The following is a 17,036-nucleotide window of genomic DNA, read 5'->3' on the forward strand; positions in this document are numbered from 1 at the left end:
CGGGATGACCGATTGTTAAGACGCCCAGCCATTCCCCCGTTCCCTGAGCCTTGGTAACACTCGACGTAACACGTCTGAGGAAACGCTATGCCCCACTTCTCTCGCCGCACCCTGCTCGGCATGACCGCCGCGGCGCCTTTCACCTTCGGCGCCCTCGCCCAGGCCGCCACCCCGGCCGATGCGAAGTTCGAGGCCCTGGCCAAGGGTTGGGTCGACGCCTCTCTGCGGCTCTCCCCGGTGGGCGCCACCCAGATCGGCGACCACCGCTTCGACGACCTGATCGACGACATGGGCCCCAAGGGCCGCGCCGCGGTGGTGAAGCTCGCGACCGAGACTCTCACCGCCCTGCAGGCCACCCCGCGGGCTCAGCTCAGCCGCGCCAACCAGGTGGACGCCGCCATCCTGGAGAACCAGGTCCGCAGCGACCTCTGGACCACCCAGACCCTGCAGCCCTACGCCTGGGACCCGCTGACCTGGAACGCGGTGGCCGGCGGCGCCCTCTACACCCTCACCGCCCGCGAATTCGCCCCCCTCGATGTGCGCCTGCGCAGCGCCACGGCGCGGATGGAAAGGCTGCCGGCTTTCCTGGCCCAGGCGCGGGCGAACCTCGTCCCGGCCCGCGTACCGAAAATCCACGCCGACACCGTGGTGGGCCAGAACAAGGGCCTCCATTCCCTGGTGGATGGCATCGTCGCCGACGGAGCGAAACTTCCGCCTGCAGACCGCGCCCGGCTCGAAGCCGCCGCCAAGACCTGCAAGGCCGCCATCGACGAGCACCAGAAATGGCTGGAGACCGTGCTGGTCCCCGCCGCCAAGGGCGAGTTCCGCCTGGGCGCCGAGCTCTACGACGCCAAGCTGGCCTTCGCGCTCAACTCCCCCCTCAGCCGCGCCGAGATCAAGACCCGGGCGCTCGCCGAAATGACCGCCCTGCGCGCCACCATGTACGCGATCTCGGCCAAGGTCCTGGTGGGCAAGCCCGGCGCCCCGCCGACCCCCCAAAGCCCCACCGAAGGTGAGCGTCAGGCCGCCATCGAGGCCGCGCTCGAATTCGCCTATGCCAAGAAGCCGCCCCGCACCAAGCTGGTGGAGGCCGCCGAGGCCTGCCTGGTCCAGGCCACCGCCTTCGTCCGTGAAAAGAACATCGTCACGGTCCCCAACGATCCGGTGAAGATCGGCCTGGTGCCGGAGTTCCAGCGCGGCGTCGCTGTGGCCTATTGTGACGCGCCGGGTCCTCTCGATAAGGGTCAGCAGACCTACTACAAGATCTCCCCCATCCCCGACGACTGGACCGACGCCCAGGCCGACAGCTTCCTGCGCGAATACAACAGCCTGGGTATCCAGGAGGTCACCGTCCACGAGGCCATGCCCGGCCACTACCTGCAGCTGGCCCACGCCAACGCCTACCCCTCGGTGCTGCGCGCGGTGCTGTCGTCAGGTTCCTTCGTCGAGGGCTGGGCCTGCTATGCCGAGGACGTCATGGCCGACGAGGGCTACCTGGACCGAGACCCCCTCTACCTGCTGGTCCACCTGAAGCTGCAGCTGCGGGTCTGCGCCAACGCCCTGCTGGACCAGGCCGTCCACGTCGATGGGATCAGCCGCGATGACGCCATGAAGCTGATGACCGTCCAGGCCTTCCAGCAGGAACGCGAGGCCGCCGGCAAGTGGGTCCGCGCCCAGCTCAGCCAGGCCCAGCTGCCCACCTATTTCGTTGGCTGGGAGGAGCACAAGGCCCTGCGCAAACAGGCCGAAGCCAAGTGGGGCAAGGCCTTCACCCTGAAGCGCTACCACGACGGCATCCTCGCCTACGGCTCGCCCCCGGCGCGGTTCGCCGGCCAGCTGCTGTTTGATTTGCCGATCGCGTAGCGCTCAGATCCGCTCATCCCGGCGAAGGCCGGGACCCAGATTCACCTACGGCCTCCGATCAGGATCCCTTGTTCGTGAGGTTCGTGAGGTTCGTGATCAACCTGATAGGCCTCGACGCCTCACAGGCTGAAGAATGGAACCACGAACCTCACGAACCCACGAACGAGGATCACGCCCAATCCTGGAGAAAGAAACTGGGCCCCTGCTTCGCCGGAGAGAGAGAGCGGGCGTCGGAGGGCCCTTGCGTTCCCCCTGGGAGATCAACTGCGAGCGGCTGGGCGGCGAATCTAGACGCAGCGCGCTTAAGGAAACGGAATGCAACGCGGCTCAAAGGACCCAATTGCGCATATCCTCGCCATGAAAGCGGCGAACTCTTGCAGAGGTCCAAGTGAATATGCCGCCAAGCGTCGCGATGATGGCGCCAAGTACCCACAGGCGCATGTCGTTTGGCAACCGCTCCCAACGGGTAGTATTGAGCCGGGTCGAATTCTTCCAAAGCGCCTCCGACCTCCCAGTCAGACGAAGCCGACCTTCGTCACCGTAGGTGGCATCGACCTCGCCCGTCGCAACTAAATTGTCCTGAGCCCTGAGTGTAATTTCCCGATCATCGACCGTGAACTCGGATAAATTTCCACGAGCCGATATCATCTCCAATTTGCCACCAGTAGAGCGTGCAAGATTTTCTGAGGGCACAAGCTCCACATTCGTGGAACCCAGATATCCACCAATCTTCAGTGTGCTTTCAGAATCTCCGAAGTACTCGGTAGGTTGGGGTGGACGCTTCAGCGCTACCAAAATCCCTAGGTGCACCTCTCGCAGGGCGCGAGATCCAGCCTGAGAAGCTGGTAGCGCAAGGGGATGACATACCAGTTTGGCGTCCCTTCGACGGAGGCGCGGGGTGGTGAATTTATATATCGAGGATTTTCCATCCACGTTGAGCGTTAGAGTGCGCGGTGTTGAGATTAGCTTCCCATCTCCGGGCTTCAGTAAAGTCATACCCGCGAGAATCTGGAATGGATCAGAAGAAGAAGAAGTAAATTCATCTCCTTGAGAGGTGAAATATTTAACGTTTATATTTCCCTGAGTGATCGGTTCAGTATTATCAAGCCAATAGAATGTCGCGTTGTTGGGCTTGTACGAAATATTTTGGTGGTTGATATTAGAAATACGAACATCGCTTAGGCCCTCGTCGAGCGAGATTTTGATGTGTCGGACGTTGGGCTTTCGAATGAGGATAGGGCCTCCCTCGACCTTCTCAAGGTTGTCGAATAGGCAGTCCCCCGTGAGGCGAACTTCTAGATCGTAGGGCCCGGCCTTGGCTTTCCTTAACCACTCAATCTCGAGCGCCCCAATGCTACCCGTGGCACTCACGGCGCCCCGTGTGCTGCCGGTAGGCAAGAAATCGAATGGCCGATCCGACCGGGCGGCTATCTCTGATCCTACGAGCGCCGTTGGCTTGGGCCAGTAAAACCCCTGAACCGGGGGTGTGAGGAGGACGCTGAAGTTGGCAGGGAGCGGCTGATAGAAGAGCCTTAGCCCATAGTAGGCGGTGGTAGAGATGCCGGCGCCGAGTAAGACTATCAATACGCCAGCGGCTGTCGCGTTAACGAATGGACGCCAGTGCAACGAGTTCTTAGCGAGAGCGTAGATCGCTAGAGCTAAGCCAAGCAAAGCGGCGATTAGAGCGCCGCCAATGAAATTGCCAACTAGATTGACGACTTGATCATCTACGTGAATTTCGTTCGCGGTCAAAAGATCCGCAACGCTCCAAATGGCCAGGGAGCCTACCCAAACGTTGACCAGTGCGCGTCCAATGGATCCAGACCCCAAAGCTATCAGCGCAATTATTGCGGAAATTGAAAGATAAAACCAATAAAAGCCCCCTAGGAGCCAATCCTGTAGTTCCGGAAATCGCGCAACGTCGTCAGAGTATGCCGCTGTATAGATATTTGGAGCTTCGCTTCCTATTGCAGAGAAGACGGAATGCTGTAGCGAGGGACCCACGCTTACGACGAAACTTAGGAAGATCCATACCGGAAGAGCAACTAGAAGCCACCCTGCGGGGGAGAGTCGTGGGAGGTGAGCAAAGGCCGATCTCAGAGTCCTAGCGATCCACTGGCCTGCCTGATTTTTCACGCTTTGAGTTCCCGCTTTGATAGAAGGTTATCACCGTTTGCTTTGTGGGGAAGAAGTGGAAGGTGGTCGCCGCCACAGAGCGGACCTCGTCTGGACCGGCCATTAGTAGGCGGTGAGGCGGAAGCTTCCGGCCCTGCTGGCAGCGGGTGCAGCGGCGCAATATCTAGACGGACTCTTCCGCCGGAGGGAACCTGAACACCAAACTGCGGAGCGCTTCGCATACGGCCTGCCTGTCATGCCACCAGCCTAGCCCTTCGCGCCGGACCTTTCGTGCGACAGAGGTCTACCGCCCTTGCGTTCCCCCACGATACCCGCGCCTCACTGCCTCCAACGCGACAAATCAAAAGGCGAGGCGAGACCCCCATGAAGGCCATCCAGACCGTCCACCCCACCGGCCTCGACACCCTGCGCTATGCCGATATCGCAGACGCCAAGGCGCCCGGTCCCGGTGAGATCAGCGTCCGGCTGCGGGCCAGCTCGCTGAACTATCACGACTACATGGTGGTCCTGGGCGCCATCCCGACGCCCGAGGGCCGCATCCCCATGTCCGACGGGGCCGGTGAGGTGACCGCGGTGGGCGAGGGCGTGCGCGAGTTCGCGGTGGGCGACCTGGTGGTCTCCACCTTCTTCCCCGCCTGGCTGGACGGGGTCGACGCGCCGGACGGCGGCTTCTCCGGCGTGCCCGGCGACGGCGCCGACGGCTATGCCCGCGAACAGGTGACGGCGCCCGCCACCTCCTTCACCCACGCGCCGAAGGGCTGGAGCGCGGCCGAGGCCGCCACCATCACCTGCGCCGGCGTCACGGCCTGGCGCGGCCTGGTGGCCGACGGCGCGCTGAAGGGTGGCGAGACCGTGCTCGTCCAAGGCACCGGCGGGGTCTCCATCTATGGCCTGCAGATCGCCAAGGCCTTCGGCTGCACGGTCATCGCCACCTCCTCCTCCGACGAGAAGCTGGAGCGCCTGAAGGCGCTGGGGGCCGACCACCTGATCAACTACAAGTCGGAGCCCGCCTGGGGCGCGGCGGCGGCCAAGCTCACCGGCGGCCGCGGCGTCGACCACATCCTGGAGATCGGCGGCTCGGGCACCCTGCCGGAGTCCATCAACGCCACCCGCAACGGCGGCCACATCGCCCTGATCGGCGTCCTGGCGGGCTATGCCGGTCCGGTCCCGACGGTGGCCATCATGGGCAAGCAGTTGAAGGTCCAGGGCCTGACCGTCGGCAGCCGCCGCCACCAGCTCGACATGATCCGCGCCATCGACGTCGCCGGCTACCGCCCGGTGCTGGACAAGCACTTCCCCCTGGAAAACCTCGCCGACGCCTTCCGCCACCAGGCCTCCAACACCCACTTCGGCAAGATCGTGGTGGATATCTGATCGCAGGTCGGCCGCAGGGGCGCTGAGCGCAGCCACCCAAACCCCGCTCATCCCGGCGAAGGCCGGGACCCAGGTCATAGGTCACGAACCTGAACCAGGAATCCTGAAAGCAGTGGATGTATCTGGGTCCCGGCCTTCGCCGGGATGAGCGGGGGTAAGGGTCGGGTTGTGCCGCCCCCCAAAATACAGCCAGGGCGGAGTCGCCCATAACGGCATGTTCTGCGTTTGTTCCAACACCGGAGCAGGCCTGTCCATGAGCGAGTACATTCCCCCGCCCAAGGGCTGGCGCGTCTTCAACGGTCGGCTGGTCCCCGACCCCACGCTCTGGGGCTATCTGCATCGCAAGCAGGTCGTGCGCGGCGCCTGCTACACCCGCGACTGCCGGCGCAACTACCACCTCGACTTCGAACTGCTGCTGCGGCGCGGCTACGCCGCCGTCGCCATGACCGAGATCCAGCGCCTGCTGCTCTGCCACATGCCGGGCGGCTGCAGCATGACCTTCCAGGCCGACAAGGCCGGCTCGGGCCTGCCCCTCTCGCGCCTGGCCGCCAACCGTGAGGTCCGCATCCTGTTCCGCTGCGGCGGCTGCAAGTGGGAGAAGCTGGTCACGCCCCGCCAGGCCATCGCCCAGCTGACCGCCGCCAAGACCGGCGCCGCCGCCACCCTCCACACCGACCTGATCACCAAGATCACCAAGCCCTGCCCCAAATGCGCCGCCACCACCTGGACCTGCGACGTCCGCTGGCCCACCGCGCCGAAGGACAAGACCTACGCACAGCGCCATCTCGAGGACCGGGCGGCCGAGCGGGTGGTGAAGGGCAGGGACGGGTAGGGGCCTTCCCATTCCTCCGCGGCGCGAACAACGCCGAGACGGAGGGAGCTAGAGCCTGTCAGCCCCTACAGCCCCGACCAAACTCCCCTCGCAACATTGCCGCGCGGCCCCGTTTGCGTCATAGGGGCGGCCCGTGACCGCCACCCTCCGCACCCTTCCGGCCCTGGCCGCAGCCGGCCTCATCGAGCCTGCGCGCCTGCCCGCCCTGGAGCGGGTGGCGGCCCAGTACGCCGTGGCCGTGACGCCCGCCATGGCCGACCTGATGGACGATGCCCATATCGCCCGCCAGTTCCTGCCCGACGTGGCCGAGCTGAACGTTCTGCCCGGCGAGGACGCCGATCCGGTCGGCGACAACACCCACATGCCGGTGGAGGGGATCGTCCACCGCTATCCCGACCGGGTGCTGCTGAAGGTCACCCACACCTGCGCGGTCTATTGCCGGTTCTGCTTCCGCCGCGAGATGGTGGGGCCGACGGGCGAGGTTCCGGCCCTGTCGGCCCAGGCCCTGGACGCGGCCATCGCCTACATCGCCGAACACCCGGAAATCTGGGAAGTGATCCTCACGGGCGGTGATCCGCTGGTGCTGTCGCCGCGTCGGCTGGCGAGCATCATGGCTCGGCTGGCGGCCATCGATCATGTGAAGGTGATGCGGATCCACACCCGCGTCCCGGCCGTCGATCCCGCCGCCGTGACCGATGAGCTGGTGGCCGCACTCAGAGTGGAGGGCAAGGCGGTCTATGTCGCCCTGCACGCCAACCATGCCGCCGAGCTGACGCCGGCGGCGCGGTCGGCCTGCGCCAAATTCGTCGACGCCGGCATTCCGATGGTCGGCCAGACGGTGCTGCTGAAGGGTGTCAACGACGACCCTGCGGTGCTGGAGGCCCTGCTGCGGGCCATGGTGGAGACGAGGATCAAGCCCTACTACCTGCACCACGGCGATCTCGCCCGCGGCACCAGCCACCTGCGCACGAGCCTGGCTGAAGGCCAGGCGGTGATGCGAGAGCTTCGCGGCCGGCTCTCAGGCCTAGCCCAGCCCACCTACGTCCTGGATATCCCCGGCGGTCACGGCAAGGTCCCGGTCGGGCCGGACTATCTGGCCAACGACGGCGCGGTGGAGGACCCGAACGGGACCTTCCACCCCTACCGGCCCTAGTCGCTGCGTTCCATGCCGCGCACGGCGTGGATGAACATCACCACGCCCACGATGACCAACAGGGCCCCCACGGCCGGCAGCAGCAGGCTGGCGGGCAGGCCCAGGGTGAACAGCAGGCGCGACCACGCGTCCTCGGTGCGGTAGGCCGCCATCAGCGCGAAGATCGCGATGGCGAGCCCGATCACGGCGGTGACGATGGCGATGACGCGATAGGCGAGGTTACCCATGGCGGGTCTCCAGGTGCGATGGCCCCTGGAGACTGGCGCGGCGGGGGCGGCTGCGCCTTGACGCGCGTCAAATCGGTTTAGGCGTCGTTGTCCGTCGAAATCTCTTCCAGCGTCTTGCCGACAACCTTGGCGCCGTAGTCCACGGCGATGTCGCCGAGCGACAGGATGCCCACCAGCTTGCCGGCATCGTTGGCGACCACCAGGCGGCGGATCTGGTGATGGGCCATCTGGGCGGCGGCGTCGGCCAGGTTGTCGTCTTCCTTGCAGGTCTGCACGTCGCCGCTCATCACATCGCTGGCCGGCGTGGTGAGCGCGCCGCCCTTGGCCACCACCTGCAGGACGATGTCGCGGTCGGTGATCAGGCCCACCACCTTGTCATCCTCGACGATCGGCACGGCGCCGGTCTCGATGCTGAGCATGATGCCGGCGACCTTCTGGACGCTGTCGGCCGGCCCGGCGGTCGCGACCTGGGCCGTCATGGCTTCACTGACTTTCATGGGATCGTCCTTGTGTGTTGAAGTAGACACCGAAACCCGCAAACCCGCTCCCCGTTCCGCTTGCCCCCAGCAGGAGCCCTGACGACCATGACCGAACTCCGCGTGCTGGGCTTGGCCGGCAGCCTTCGCCAGGCCTCCTACAACCGCGCCCTGCTGCGCGCCGCCCAGGCCGCCGCGCCGGCCGGCATGACCATCGCGGCCTTCGATCTGCTGCCGGTGCCGCTCTACAACGGTGACGTCGAGGCCGCCGGCGATCCCGAGGGCGTGGCCGCCCTGAAGGCCGCCATCCGCGCCGCCGACGCGGTGCTGTTCGTGACGCCAGAGTACAACCACGGCGTCCCGGCGGTGATGAAGAACGCCCTGGACTGGGCCTCGCGCCCGCCGCGCGGGGCCGCCCTGGACGCCAAGCCCGTGGGGATCATCGGCGCCAGCCCCGGCATGACCGGCTCGGCCCGCGGCCAGAGCCAGCTGCGCCAGGCCTTCGAGTTCACCAACTCCTACGCCATGCCCCAGCCCGAACTGCTGGTCTTCCGCGCCCACGAGAAGTTCGACGCCGACGGCAAGCTCACCGACGAGACGACTGAGAAGTATCTGGCCAGCGCCCGGTCGCCTTCGCGGCGTGGGTGGCGCAGTTCAAGGCGGCTTGACGAGAACGAATGCGGAACATTAGGCTGCCGGACAAAGCTTGGCCGGGAGGATGGCGTGGGGTTCAAGATGTCGTGGTTCGCGTTCGAGGGACGCGGCAAGGCGGAGGTGCTGACGCTCGCCGGCCTGACCGATACGGGAGAGCCAACGGACGCGGGGGTGCGCGGCCAAGCCTGCGCGGAACTGCCCAATGGCTGGACGGTCCTGGCCGACGGCGACGAAGGCCCCTTCAAGCCCAAGACCATGGCGCGGCTCTCCGCCGACGGCCGGGTCCTTGCCGCCTGGATGTCGGAGACCGTCATGTGCAGCAGGGCCGAGGCCTGGCTTGAGGGCAAGCGCCTCTGGTCCGTCATCCACGATCCCAGCCAAGGTCCCGACGACCTGTTCGTGGAGGGAGATTTCCCGCCGGAACTGGCGGCGATCGGCGCGCGGCTGGCGGCTCTGCAGGCCGCCGAGGGCGGGGAGGAGTCCGATACCGACTACGTCTTCGAGATCGCCAGCGAGATTTCCGCCACCCTGTGCGGCTGGCGACCCGACCAGGACAACGAGGCCTGGGGCGAGGTCGAATTCACGCGCGCCGGTCCGTCGGAGGCGTCGCCGAAACGCTCCTGGCTCGCCAAGCTGTTCGGCCGCTAGACCTTCGGCCGCGTCAGGCTCTCGATCAGCCGCCCCAGCGTCGGGGGTTCGGGCGTCGGCGTGACCCACAGGCCGGGACCCTGGGCGGCCGCCACGCCTTCGTCGAAGATGCGTTTCATGTTGGCGGTGTCGAAGGACAGCATGTTGCCGTTCTCCGCCGCGTCCGGGATCGAGGTGAAGCTGAGCGGCAGGTCGACGCCCGCGCAGAAGGTCGCCGCATTGGACAGGGCGTTGCGGTACGAGAACCGCAGCATGGTGTCGAAGCTGCGCACCAGGATGGCCGCCAGGTTCGGGCTGGTGGTGCGCGGCGCCTGCTCCAGCACGGTGTTGACCATCACATAGATCCGCCCGCCCTTCAGCCTGCGGCCCAGCTGTTTCCACCGCAGCATGGCCTCAGGCATGATGAACAGAGGGGCGCTGACCCCGCCGTCCACGTGCATCTCCTCATAGGCCACGCCCTCGGCCTCGCAGGGGAAGCTGCGGGGTGGGAACAGGCCCGGCAGGCTGGCCGAGGCCACCAGGATGTCGCGGAACAGGGCCAGAGCCGTCTCGCCGCCCCGCGCGGCGATCTCCCCCATGTCCCAGATGACGGTCTGCTGGCTGTCGAGGTTGGTGGTGGCCACCAGCAGGCGGCGCCCCTTGGCGTGCTCCACCGCCACGGCCTCGACCACCGCGGCGTCGATGAAGGAGTCCACCAGCCCCTCCAGGTTCGCCGCCTGGAAGATGCCGGCCCCAAAGGCCGGCGCCAGCCGCCGCAGGGAGAGCAGGTCGGCCGCGTGGCCGCCGGTATAGGCGTCGGTCAGCCGCGCGTCCCAGCTGGGGCCCAGGAAGGCGAAAGGGGCCATCAGCGCCCCGGTGCTCACCCCCGTCACGATGGCGAACTCGGGCCGCTTGCCGGCCAGCGTCATCCCCACCAGCACCCCGGCCCCGAAGGCGCCCCCCGCCGCCCCGCCGGAGATCGCCAGGATGTTGAAGTCCTTGCGCCCCACCGCCGAGCGCGGCAACGACAGCCGGTCGGCCGCCGCATTCAGGCTGTCCTCGGCCTGCTCGACACTGAACCGCACCCCCTCGAACCCCGGCAGCATGGCCCGCACCCCGGCGGCCGGCGCGGGCAGGCGGGTGCGGAACAGGCCGCTACGCTTGGTGATGTGTCGGTCGGACATGGCCGATATCCAGACCACATCGCGGGCGCAGGCTCAACGCGCGGCGTCAGGCGGCGCGGGCGGCGCGCAGGTCCACCGGGTCCACCGCCGGCAGGCTCTGGAAGCCCGGCCTGGCGAACAGATAACCCTGGATGTAGCGCACCCCGATCTCGCGCAGGGCGTCCAGCTCCTCGCGGGTCTCGATGCCCTCGGCGATCACCTCGATCCCCAGGGCCGCGCACATCTTCATCACCCCGTCGATGATGATCCGCCGTGGCAGGCTGGCGTCCAGGCCACGGATCAGCTCCATGTCCAGCTTGATGATGTCGGGCTGGAACCGGGCCAGCAGGTTCAGCCCCGCGTGCCCGGCGCCGAAGTCGTCGAGGGCGACGCCGAAGCCCATCTTCTGGTAGCTGGCGACGATGTTGGCCACGTGGGCGGGATCGGCCATCTCCTCGTTCTCGGTGAACTCGAAGATCAACCGCTCTGTGGGGAAATCGATCGCCGCCGCGGTGGCCAGGGTCAGCTGGATGCAGGCCTGGGGCGAATAGACCGCGTTGGGCAGGAAGTTGATGGAGAGCTTGGCGGGACCCTCCAGCAGGCCGGCCCGCGCCGCCCCCTGGATCGCCTTGACCCGGCACTGCTGGTCGAAGGCGTAGCGGTTTTCCGGGGTCACCTTGGCCAGGACGCTGGCCGCCGATTCCCCGGCGGGACCGCGCACCAGGGCCTCATAGGCGAAGGGGGCGCCGGTCTGCAGGTCCATGATCGGCTGGAAGGCCATGGCGATGTCGAACTCGACGGCCTCGCCGTCACGGCAGCCGGCGCAGGGGAGGGGGCGGGACACGGAAATACGCTCCAGGAGATGACCAATATCCCAGCCTACCGGACAGCGGTTAAGGATCGGTCGTCAACCGCGAGCCCACAGCCCCGGCCGCGGCCATCTTCAGCGGCCGTAAACGTCCCTTAGCCCGGCCCAGATCCCATCCCCATAGGACTGATGAGCATCGTCTGGATGCTGCTTCAGCCAGGTGACGCCTCTTACCGGACCCGCGAACAGACGAAATCCAGCAGTTCCTCGCCCATGGTCCGGGGAATGACCCCCTCGCCCTTCGACCGCCAGTCGGGCGTGTATTTGAGATCGTAGGACGAATAGGCCAGTCGGCGCACGCAATCGACAGCCGCCTGCCGGGGCGTGTGATCGTCGCCGTACTTGTCCTTCTCCATATAGTAGATCAGCCCGTCGGCGCCGCGTTGGAAGCTGTCGACATCGACATAGGTGATGTGTCGCGTGTCGACCCAGGTCTCGGCCCGCGCGCCGCCCGACAGGGTCATCAGCACCACCAGCAGCCCACAAATTCGACGCATCGCCGATCCTCCGCAGAACGTTGTTCGATGATAGCGCCGCTGGCGCCGATCGTGAAGCGCGCCGCGGAATGCACCGTCACCCTAACGGCCCTTCGCCGGGATGAGCGGTGGGCGAGACCCTACAGCCGCGTCCGGTACATCTTCGGCGTCAGCCGCCCGATCCGGCCCTCAAGCCAGGCCACCTGCCGCTTGGCGGCGGGCAGGTCGCCGGGGCCCATGACCCGGTCCACCACCATGTCGATATCGATCAGCAGCATCTGCCGCTGCGTCGCCCGGGCGCGCTCATACATGGTCCGAAACTCGCGCCGCTGCCGCAGCCAGCGATAGACCATCTTCGGGGTCGGCAGCGTCGGGTCCTGCGCCATCTGCGCCAGGGTCATCCCGTCGGCCACCGCCTCGCAGAAGGCCCAGGCCCGGCACAGGGTGTAGCGGCTCTTCTGCCCGCCCTTATGCAAGCCCTTGCCGAACCGCACCGCATAGTCGCGCCGCTGGCCCTGCACATGGTCGCGCGACCACAGGGCGTTCTCCGCCAGCACCCGCCGCACCTGCCCATACTCGGCGGCGAAGTCCTCATGCATCTTCAGCCAACGGTACAGGGTCGCCCGGCAGGGCATCTCCGGATCTGCGACGATGGAGGTGATGGTCTCCCCCACCTCCACCCGGGCCAGGATCACCCGCCCGATGGCCGCCCGGTAGGCCGAGGGCTTCCACCCGCCGGTATGGTCGAAGTCCGGCACGCAGCGATCCCGCGGATGCCGCCACGGGTTCGTCGGCCCCCAATTCTCATCGAACCTCGACACCGGGGCAGCATGCCACAGGGTTCACGGTTCGTCGAACAAAACAAGAACAAATATCAGGACGACGGCGCCGCCGGGCAGAAGGCCGCGGTCATGTAGTCGGCCTGGGGACAGGCGATGAAGCCGTCGATCATCTTCAGCCGCATGGAGCCCGGGGCCACCGCCGCATAGCGCGCCCGCGCCGCCTTGAGGGCCACCGGGTCCGCGCGCAGGAAGGCCAGGGTCGCGGCGACATAGGCCCGCCACTCCGCCGTCGCCTCGGGCGCGTCGGCCTGTTCGAAGGCGGGGATCGCCTGCGCCTTGCGTCCGGCGAAGGCCAGGGTCTGGCCGATGTGGAATGCCAGTTCGCGCCGCTGCTCGCCGCTCAGCCGCCCGGCGTTGGCCGCCCCATAGCGGCTCAGCAGGGCCACGGCCGCGTCGGTGCACCCTTCCCCGTTCAGGCTCCGCCAGCCGTCGGCCGCCTCGCGCCCGTCAAAGGCCTCGTAGGTCAGCCTCATCTGCGCCGCCAGCTTGCTCTCCGGCGGCGAACAGGCGGCGGCCGCGGCGGCCAGGATCAGGGCGGCGAGCATGGTCGGCGTCTCCGTGCGCGCCTCAGCTTACCTCTCGCACCGACCCTGCCAAGCGCCTGCCGCCCAAATCCAGACCAGGACCCGCCGCGCCACCGCCCCCAAGGACCTGGAGCCGGTGGACGGAGCGCCGCGACGGAGGGCCCCCAGCCACCGGCGCCGACAGCGCCCAACGAAAAGGGCCGCCGCCTCCGGTTGCGTCCGGAAACAGCGGCCCTGCCCGGCGTCGGCCAGCGGGTCGAAGCGGGATCGATTACTTCGACGGCGAGGTGTCGGGGGTGTTGGCGGTGGTGGCGCCACCGTCGGCGTTGCCCGCCTGCTGCTCGATGGCGTCGGCCTTGGCGTTCAGTTGCGTCTCCTTGGCTTCATTCGGCGTGGCGGCCGCCTGGGCTTCCAGAGCGTCGGCCTGCTTTTCGGCGACCTTGTCGGCCTTGCTTTCGCAGGCGGCGAGGCTGAGGGCGGCGCAGGCGGCGGTGGCGACAAGAAGGATGTTACGCATGATAGCTCTCCAAAAATTTCCCGGATGAAGCGTGATCGCGTAACGGCGGCCAAGGTTCCATCCCAAGGCGTAATTCACGCCCAGGCGCCCCCCCGACCCGTGAGCGATCCACCAGCCGCCCCTCAACCGTCATCCTCGGGCTTGTCCCGAGGACCCATAGACTCCGCGTCGGGGGGAGGGCGCACGCGGCGCCACCTCACACTCTGGACCTCGACGGTGATCATGGATCCTCGGGACAAGCCCGAGGATGACGGTCAGGTAGGAGTCGTGCTCGCCGCCCGCGCCGCCCCCTCGACCCGCGCGCGATCCATCAGCCGCCCCTCAACCGTCATCCTCGGGCTTGTCCCGAGGACCCATAGACTCCGCGTCGGGGGAAGGGCGCAGGCGGCGGCGCCTCACGCTCTGGACCTCGACAGTGATTATGGATCCTCGGGACGAGCCCGAGGATGACGGTCAGGTGGGGGGAGCCCTCGTCGCCGCCCGCGCCGCCCCCTCGACCCGCGCGCGATCCATCACCCACCCCTCAACCGTCCTCCTCGGGCTTGTCCCGAGGACCCATAGACTCCGCGTCGGGGGGAGGGCGCACGCGGCGCCACCTCACGCTCTGGACCTCGACGGTGATCCTCGGGACGAGCCCGAGGATGACGGTCAGGTAGGAGTCGTGCTCGCCGCCCGCGCCGCCCCCTCGACCCGGGACCGGTCCATCAGCCGCGCCGTGGAGGAGGCCTTGGCCAGCACGGCGCCGGACGCGTCCGTCAGCCGCCCCTCCAGGAAGCAGACCGAGCGCCCCTGCCGCTCCACCCAGCCCTCGGCGATCACCAGGCCCGGTCGCGCCGGCGCGAAGAAGCTGACCTTCAGCTCCAGGGACATGGGCGTCACCTCGCCCCCGGCGGCGCTCATCGCCGCATGCGCCATGGCCGCATCGATCCAGCCGGAGATGAATCCGCCCTGCACCACCCCGCCCGAGTGGCACATATGCGCCCCCGCCAGATACTCGATCACCGTCCGCCCGTCGGCGTTCGACACCACGCGCTGCTGGCCGAGGGTTTCGTTGAGGGTCGTCATGATGGTCATCCCGGGTCCCAATTTCTCAGATCGAATAGTTGATCGTACAGTCCTTGACACTTGGAGGTGTGTAGCCAATTCTTTCCTGGCTTACGCGTTGAACGCCTCGGCGTTTGGTCTGGCGTTTCGCCGGACCTCATCTGATTGCGGAGTTTTATTGCCCCGAAAGAGCGCGATAGTTTATCGCCCTAGCGGGACGCTCCGCTCGATAACCCATCCCGCTCTTTCGGGTCTCTTGAGGTAAGCTAATTGTTGAACTGGTTCTCGGACCACTTGGACGCGAATACAATTCGCGTCCAAGCTCCGACGCCCGTTGTATTCTTGTGTGGTGGCGCGATAAGCGACCTCAAGATAAAAAATCCGCAGTCCTTAAGAGATGCGTTCTACAAAATCATAGATAACCCCGTTCTTAAGGGGCGCCATATGATAATGGCTGAAGACGTGAACGTATACTACTTATCGAGGGCCGCCTATCGAGACCTTTTGTCCTTCGAAACTGATCTGGCCCAAGTGTGTGAGCTGGTAATAATATTCCCGGAGAGCGAAGGAAGTATTGCTGAGCTCGGAGCGTTCTCGGTAATTGAAGAGATTTCTGAACGTCTGTTAGTTGTTCCAAGGGACAAAAAATTTACCGAAAAATCATTTGTAAAACTTGGTCCTCTTCTCGCACTAACCAATAGGTTTGGTGCCAGATCTGTATATGTGCTGGACGACGATGACATCGGTATGAACGGAAATAGCGCATCTAGAGTAAACTTGGATGCGGTTCGAGATAGATTGCAGGGTCCTATCGAAGAGCGGTTGTCCGGTATCAGAAATCCCACCACCTTTGATCCGGGCAAATCGGGCCACAAAATCAAATTGATAACAGGGTTGATCCAGGAATTTGGTGGTCTAACCATCGGTGAGATTGAAGGTTTACTAGTAGCCGCGAACGTTCTGGAGACGCCTGAAAGAATATCTGGATATCTTCTTTGTGCCGAAACCGTCGGATGGGTGCGGCCGATGCAAAAGGGCTCTCAAGAATTCTATTTTGCCGAGCCAGTGGCTGATGCGGCACAACTCAGCTTGCCTAGCGACCCCGATGCCAGAGACAAATCCCGGCGCAGACTGCTAATCCGCGAGCACTGGAAGGTTGCAGACGCAGACCGCTACCGCGGCATCGTTCAAGTTTCCGGAGGAGCGAGGTGAGTAAAATCATCCAGATCCTTATGGAAGAGACGGCGCTTAACGAGCCGGCCCTGCGGAGGATTATATATACTGCTCCCTCTCGGTATAAGACCTTCTACATTCCCAAGAGAAATGGGAAAAATCGTAGAATTGAGCAGCCAGCGAGAGAGCTAAAAGCAATTCAGCGTGTGCTGGTTCAGAAGTTACTATCCACGCTTCCCGTCCATCCATCAGCGACCGCCTACAGGCCCGGATTGTCCGTGCGCGACAACGCGGCTAGGCATGCTCACAACGGTCCGGTGCTGAAGTTTGATTTTGAAGACTTCTTCCCCTCAATTCGAGCGCGCGACTGGAGGGTGTATTGCGAGAAGAAAGGGCTCCTTGAGACGGAGGAGGATATCTACCTGACTCAGCAGATCTTTTTCCGTCGTGAAAAGGGAAGCAGTGTCTTGAGGCTGGCTATCGGCGCGCCATCATCGCCGGCGCTGTCAAACATACTAATGTGGGACATTGATGCCGCAATCGCGGAAATGATTGATGGAGAGCAGGTTAGCTACACACGCTACGCTGATGACCTGACATTTTCCGCGAGACGAACCGGGTATTTGAATGGAATTGAAAAAGGACTCCGCGCGATTTTGCGCTCGGCCGGGGGCCCGAGACTGAAGATAAATGAGGAAAAGACTGTACTTGCAACCAAGAAGTTCAGGAGGCAAGTTACGGGGCTAATATTGGCCAATGATGGTCATGTTTCGTTAGGGCGCGATAAGAAGCGTTTGATAAGAGCGGCAGTCCATCGAGAGACATTAGGGCTTTTGGAGACCTCGGAGCGGGAACAGCTCGCCGGAATGCTCGCCTACGTAAATGTTGCCGAGCCACTTTTCCTCGCCCGATTGAAAAAGAAATACGGTGTTGAGGCGATCGAAGAGCTGAAGAAGGCGGTCAGACCGGGAAATGAGCCGGAAAGGCCATAGGATTGCCCCAAAGAAAAACCCCGCCGGCTCACACCGACGGGGTCTCTCAATTCTAGCCCAACGCTAAACCCGACCCTCGGCAAGCCGAGGGTCGA

The 17,036-nt window shown here is 65.1% G+C and carries 17 protein-coding genes; 7 read left to right on the plus strand and 10 right to left on the minus strand.

Features of this window, described 5'->3' with window-relative positions; all coding sequences use genetic code 11:
* Positions 1 to 87: 87 nt before the first annotated feature.
* Entirely contained in the window at positions 88 to 1,863 is a 1,776-nt protein-coding gene (locus JKL49_RS04250) for a DUF885 domain-containing protein (RefSeq protein ID WP_215338465.1), read from the plus strand.
* Between the two features lie 327 nt (positions 1,864 to 2,190).
* On the opposite strand, the gene JKL49_RS04255 is transcribed toward JKL49_RS04250, so the two are convergent.
* The gene (locus tag JKL49_RS04255; protein ID WP_215338466.1) at positions 2,191 to 3,615 is read right to left on the minus strand and encodes a hypothetical protein; all 1,425 of its coding nucleotides are present in this window, start codon (positions 3,613 to 3,615) and stop codon (positions 2,191 to 2,193) included.
* Positions 3,616 to 4,362: 747 nt separating this feature from the next.
* On the opposite strand from JKL49_RS04255, the gene JKL49_RS04260 reads away from it, so the two are divergent.
* From JKL49_RS04260 to JKL49_RS04270, 3 genes are all read left to right on the plus strand, one after another.
* Positions 4,363 to 5,373: a zinc-dependent alcohol dehydrogenase family protein gene (locus tag JKL49_RS04260; RefSeq protein ID WP_215338467.1), complete on the plus strand. Its 1,011-nt coding sequence runs from the start codon at positions 4,363 to 4,365 to the stop codon at positions 5,371 to 5,373.
* A 253-nt stretch (positions 5,374 to 5,626) separates the two neighbouring features.
* The gene (locus tag JKL49_RS04265) at positions 5,627 to 6,205 is read left to right on the plus strand and encodes a hypothetical protein (RefSeq protein WP_215338468.1); all 579 of its coding nucleotides are present in this window, start codon (positions 5,627 to 5,629) and stop codon (positions 6,203 to 6,205) included.
* Between the two features lie 133 nt (positions 6,206 to 6,338).
* Entirely contained in the window at positions 6,339 to 7,358 is a 1,020-nt protein-coding gene (locus tag JKL49_RS04270) for a lysine-2,3-aminomutase-like protein (RefSeq protein ID WP_215338469.1), read from the plus strand.
* Here JKL49_RS04270 and JKL49_RS04275 read toward each other — a convergent pair.
* Together JKL49_RS04275 and JKL49_RS04280 are read right to left on the minus strand one after the other, a co-directional pair.
* Positions 7,355 to 7,585, minus strand: coding sequence for a hypothetical protein (locus JKL49_RS04275; protein ID WP_215338470.1), 231 nt, complete (start codon positions 7,583 to 7,585; stop codon positions 7,355 to 7,357). The genes JKL49_RS04270 and JKL49_RS04275 overlap by 4 nt on opposite strands.
* 77 nt (positions 7,586 to 7,662) lie before the next feature.
* Entirely contained in the window at positions 7,663 to 8,082 is a 420-nt protein-coding gene (locus JKL49_RS04280) for a CBS domain-containing protein (RefSeq protein WP_215338471.1), read from the minus strand.
* Between the two features lie 87 nt (positions 8,083 to 8,169).
* On the opposite strand from JKL49_RS04280, the gene JKL49_RS04285 reads away from it, so the two are divergent.
* Entirely contained in the window at positions 8,170 to 9,363 is a 1,194-nt protein-coding gene (locus tag JKL49_RS04285) for an NADPH-dependent FMN reductase (RefSeq protein WP_215338472.1), read from the plus strand.
* Here JKL49_RS04285 and JKL49_RS04290 read toward each other — a convergent pair.
* The 7 genes from JKL49_RS04290 to JKL49_RS04320 form a co-directional block, all read right to left on the minus strand.
* Entirely contained in the window at positions 9,360 to 10,526 is a 1,167-nt protein-coding gene (locus tag JKL49_RS04290; protein WP_215338473.1) for a patatin-like phospholipase family protein, read from the minus strand. The two genes, JKL49_RS04285 and JKL49_RS04290, sit on opposite strands and share 4 nt — an antisense overlap.
* A 46-nt stretch (positions 10,527 to 10,572) precedes the next feature.
* Positions 10,573 to 11,349, minus strand: a complete 777-nt coding sequence (locus JKL49_RS04295) for an EAL domain-containing protein (protein WP_215338474.1) — start codon at positions 11,347 to 11,349, stop codon at positions 10,573 to 10,575.
* Between the two features lie 194 nt (positions 11,350 to 11,543).
* Positions 11,544 to 11,870 carry a hypothetical protein gene (locus JKL49_RS04300; RefSeq protein ID WP_215338475.1) on the minus strand — a complete coding sequence of 109 codons (327 nt, stop codon included), beginning with the start codon at positions 11,868 to 11,870 and terminating at the stop codon, positions 11,544 to 11,546.
* Between the two features lie 119 nt (positions 11,871 to 11,989).
* On the minus strand, positions 11,990 to 12,607 hold the full coding sequence (locus JKL49_RS04305) for a terminase small subunit-like protein (RefSeq protein ID WP_215338476.1): 618 nt from the start codon (positions 12,605 to 12,607) through the stop codon (positions 11,990 to 11,992).
* A 116-nt stretch (positions 12,608 to 12,723) separates the two neighbouring features.
* Positions 12,724 to 13,236, minus strand: a complete 513-nt coding sequence (locus tag JKL49_RS04310) for a hypothetical protein (protein ID WP_215338477.1) — start codon at positions 13,234 to 13,236, stop codon at positions 12,724 to 12,726.
* Between the two features lie 250 nt (positions 13,237 to 13,486).
* Positions 13,487 to 13,732, minus strand: coding sequence for a hypothetical protein (locus JKL49_RS04315; protein ID WP_215338478.1), 246 nt, complete (start codon positions 13,730 to 13,732; stop codon positions 13,487 to 13,489).
* Between the two features lie 648 nt (positions 13,733 to 14,380).
* Positions 14,381 to 14,797 carry a PaaI family thioesterase gene (locus JKL49_RS04320; RefSeq protein WP_215338479.1) on the minus strand — a complete coding sequence of 139 codons (417 nt, stop codon included), beginning with the start codon at positions 14,795 to 14,797 and terminating at the stop codon, positions 14,381 to 14,383.
* 273 nt (positions 14,798 to 15,070) lie between these two features.
* Here JKL49_RS04320 and JKL49_RS04325 point away from each other — a divergent pair, with 273 nt between their 5' ends.
* Both JKL49_RS04325 and JKL49_RS04330 read left to right on the plus strand, forming a co-directional pair.
* Positions 15,071 to 15,988, plus strand: a complete 918-nt coding sequence (locus tag JKL49_RS04325) for a retron St85 family effector protein (RefSeq protein ID WP_283816658.1) — start codon at positions 15,071 to 15,073, stop codon at positions 15,986 to 15,988.
* Positions 15,985 to 16,941: a retron St85 family RNA-directed DNA polymerase gene (locus JKL49_RS04330; RefSeq protein WP_215338481.1), complete on the plus strand. Its 957-nt coding sequence runs from the start codon at positions 15,985 to 15,987 to the stop codon at positions 16,939 to 16,941. Before JKL49_RS04325 ends, JKL49_RS04330 begins: the two co-directional genes overlap by 4 nt.
* The last annotated feature ends 95 nt before the right edge of the window (positions 16,942 to 17,036 follow it).

Source organism: Phenylobacterium glaciei (genome assembly GCF_016772415.1).
Taxonomy (GTDB): domain Bacteria; phylum Pseudomonadota; class Alphaproteobacteria; order Caulobacterales; family Caulobacteraceae; genus Phenylobacterium; species Phenylobacterium glaciei.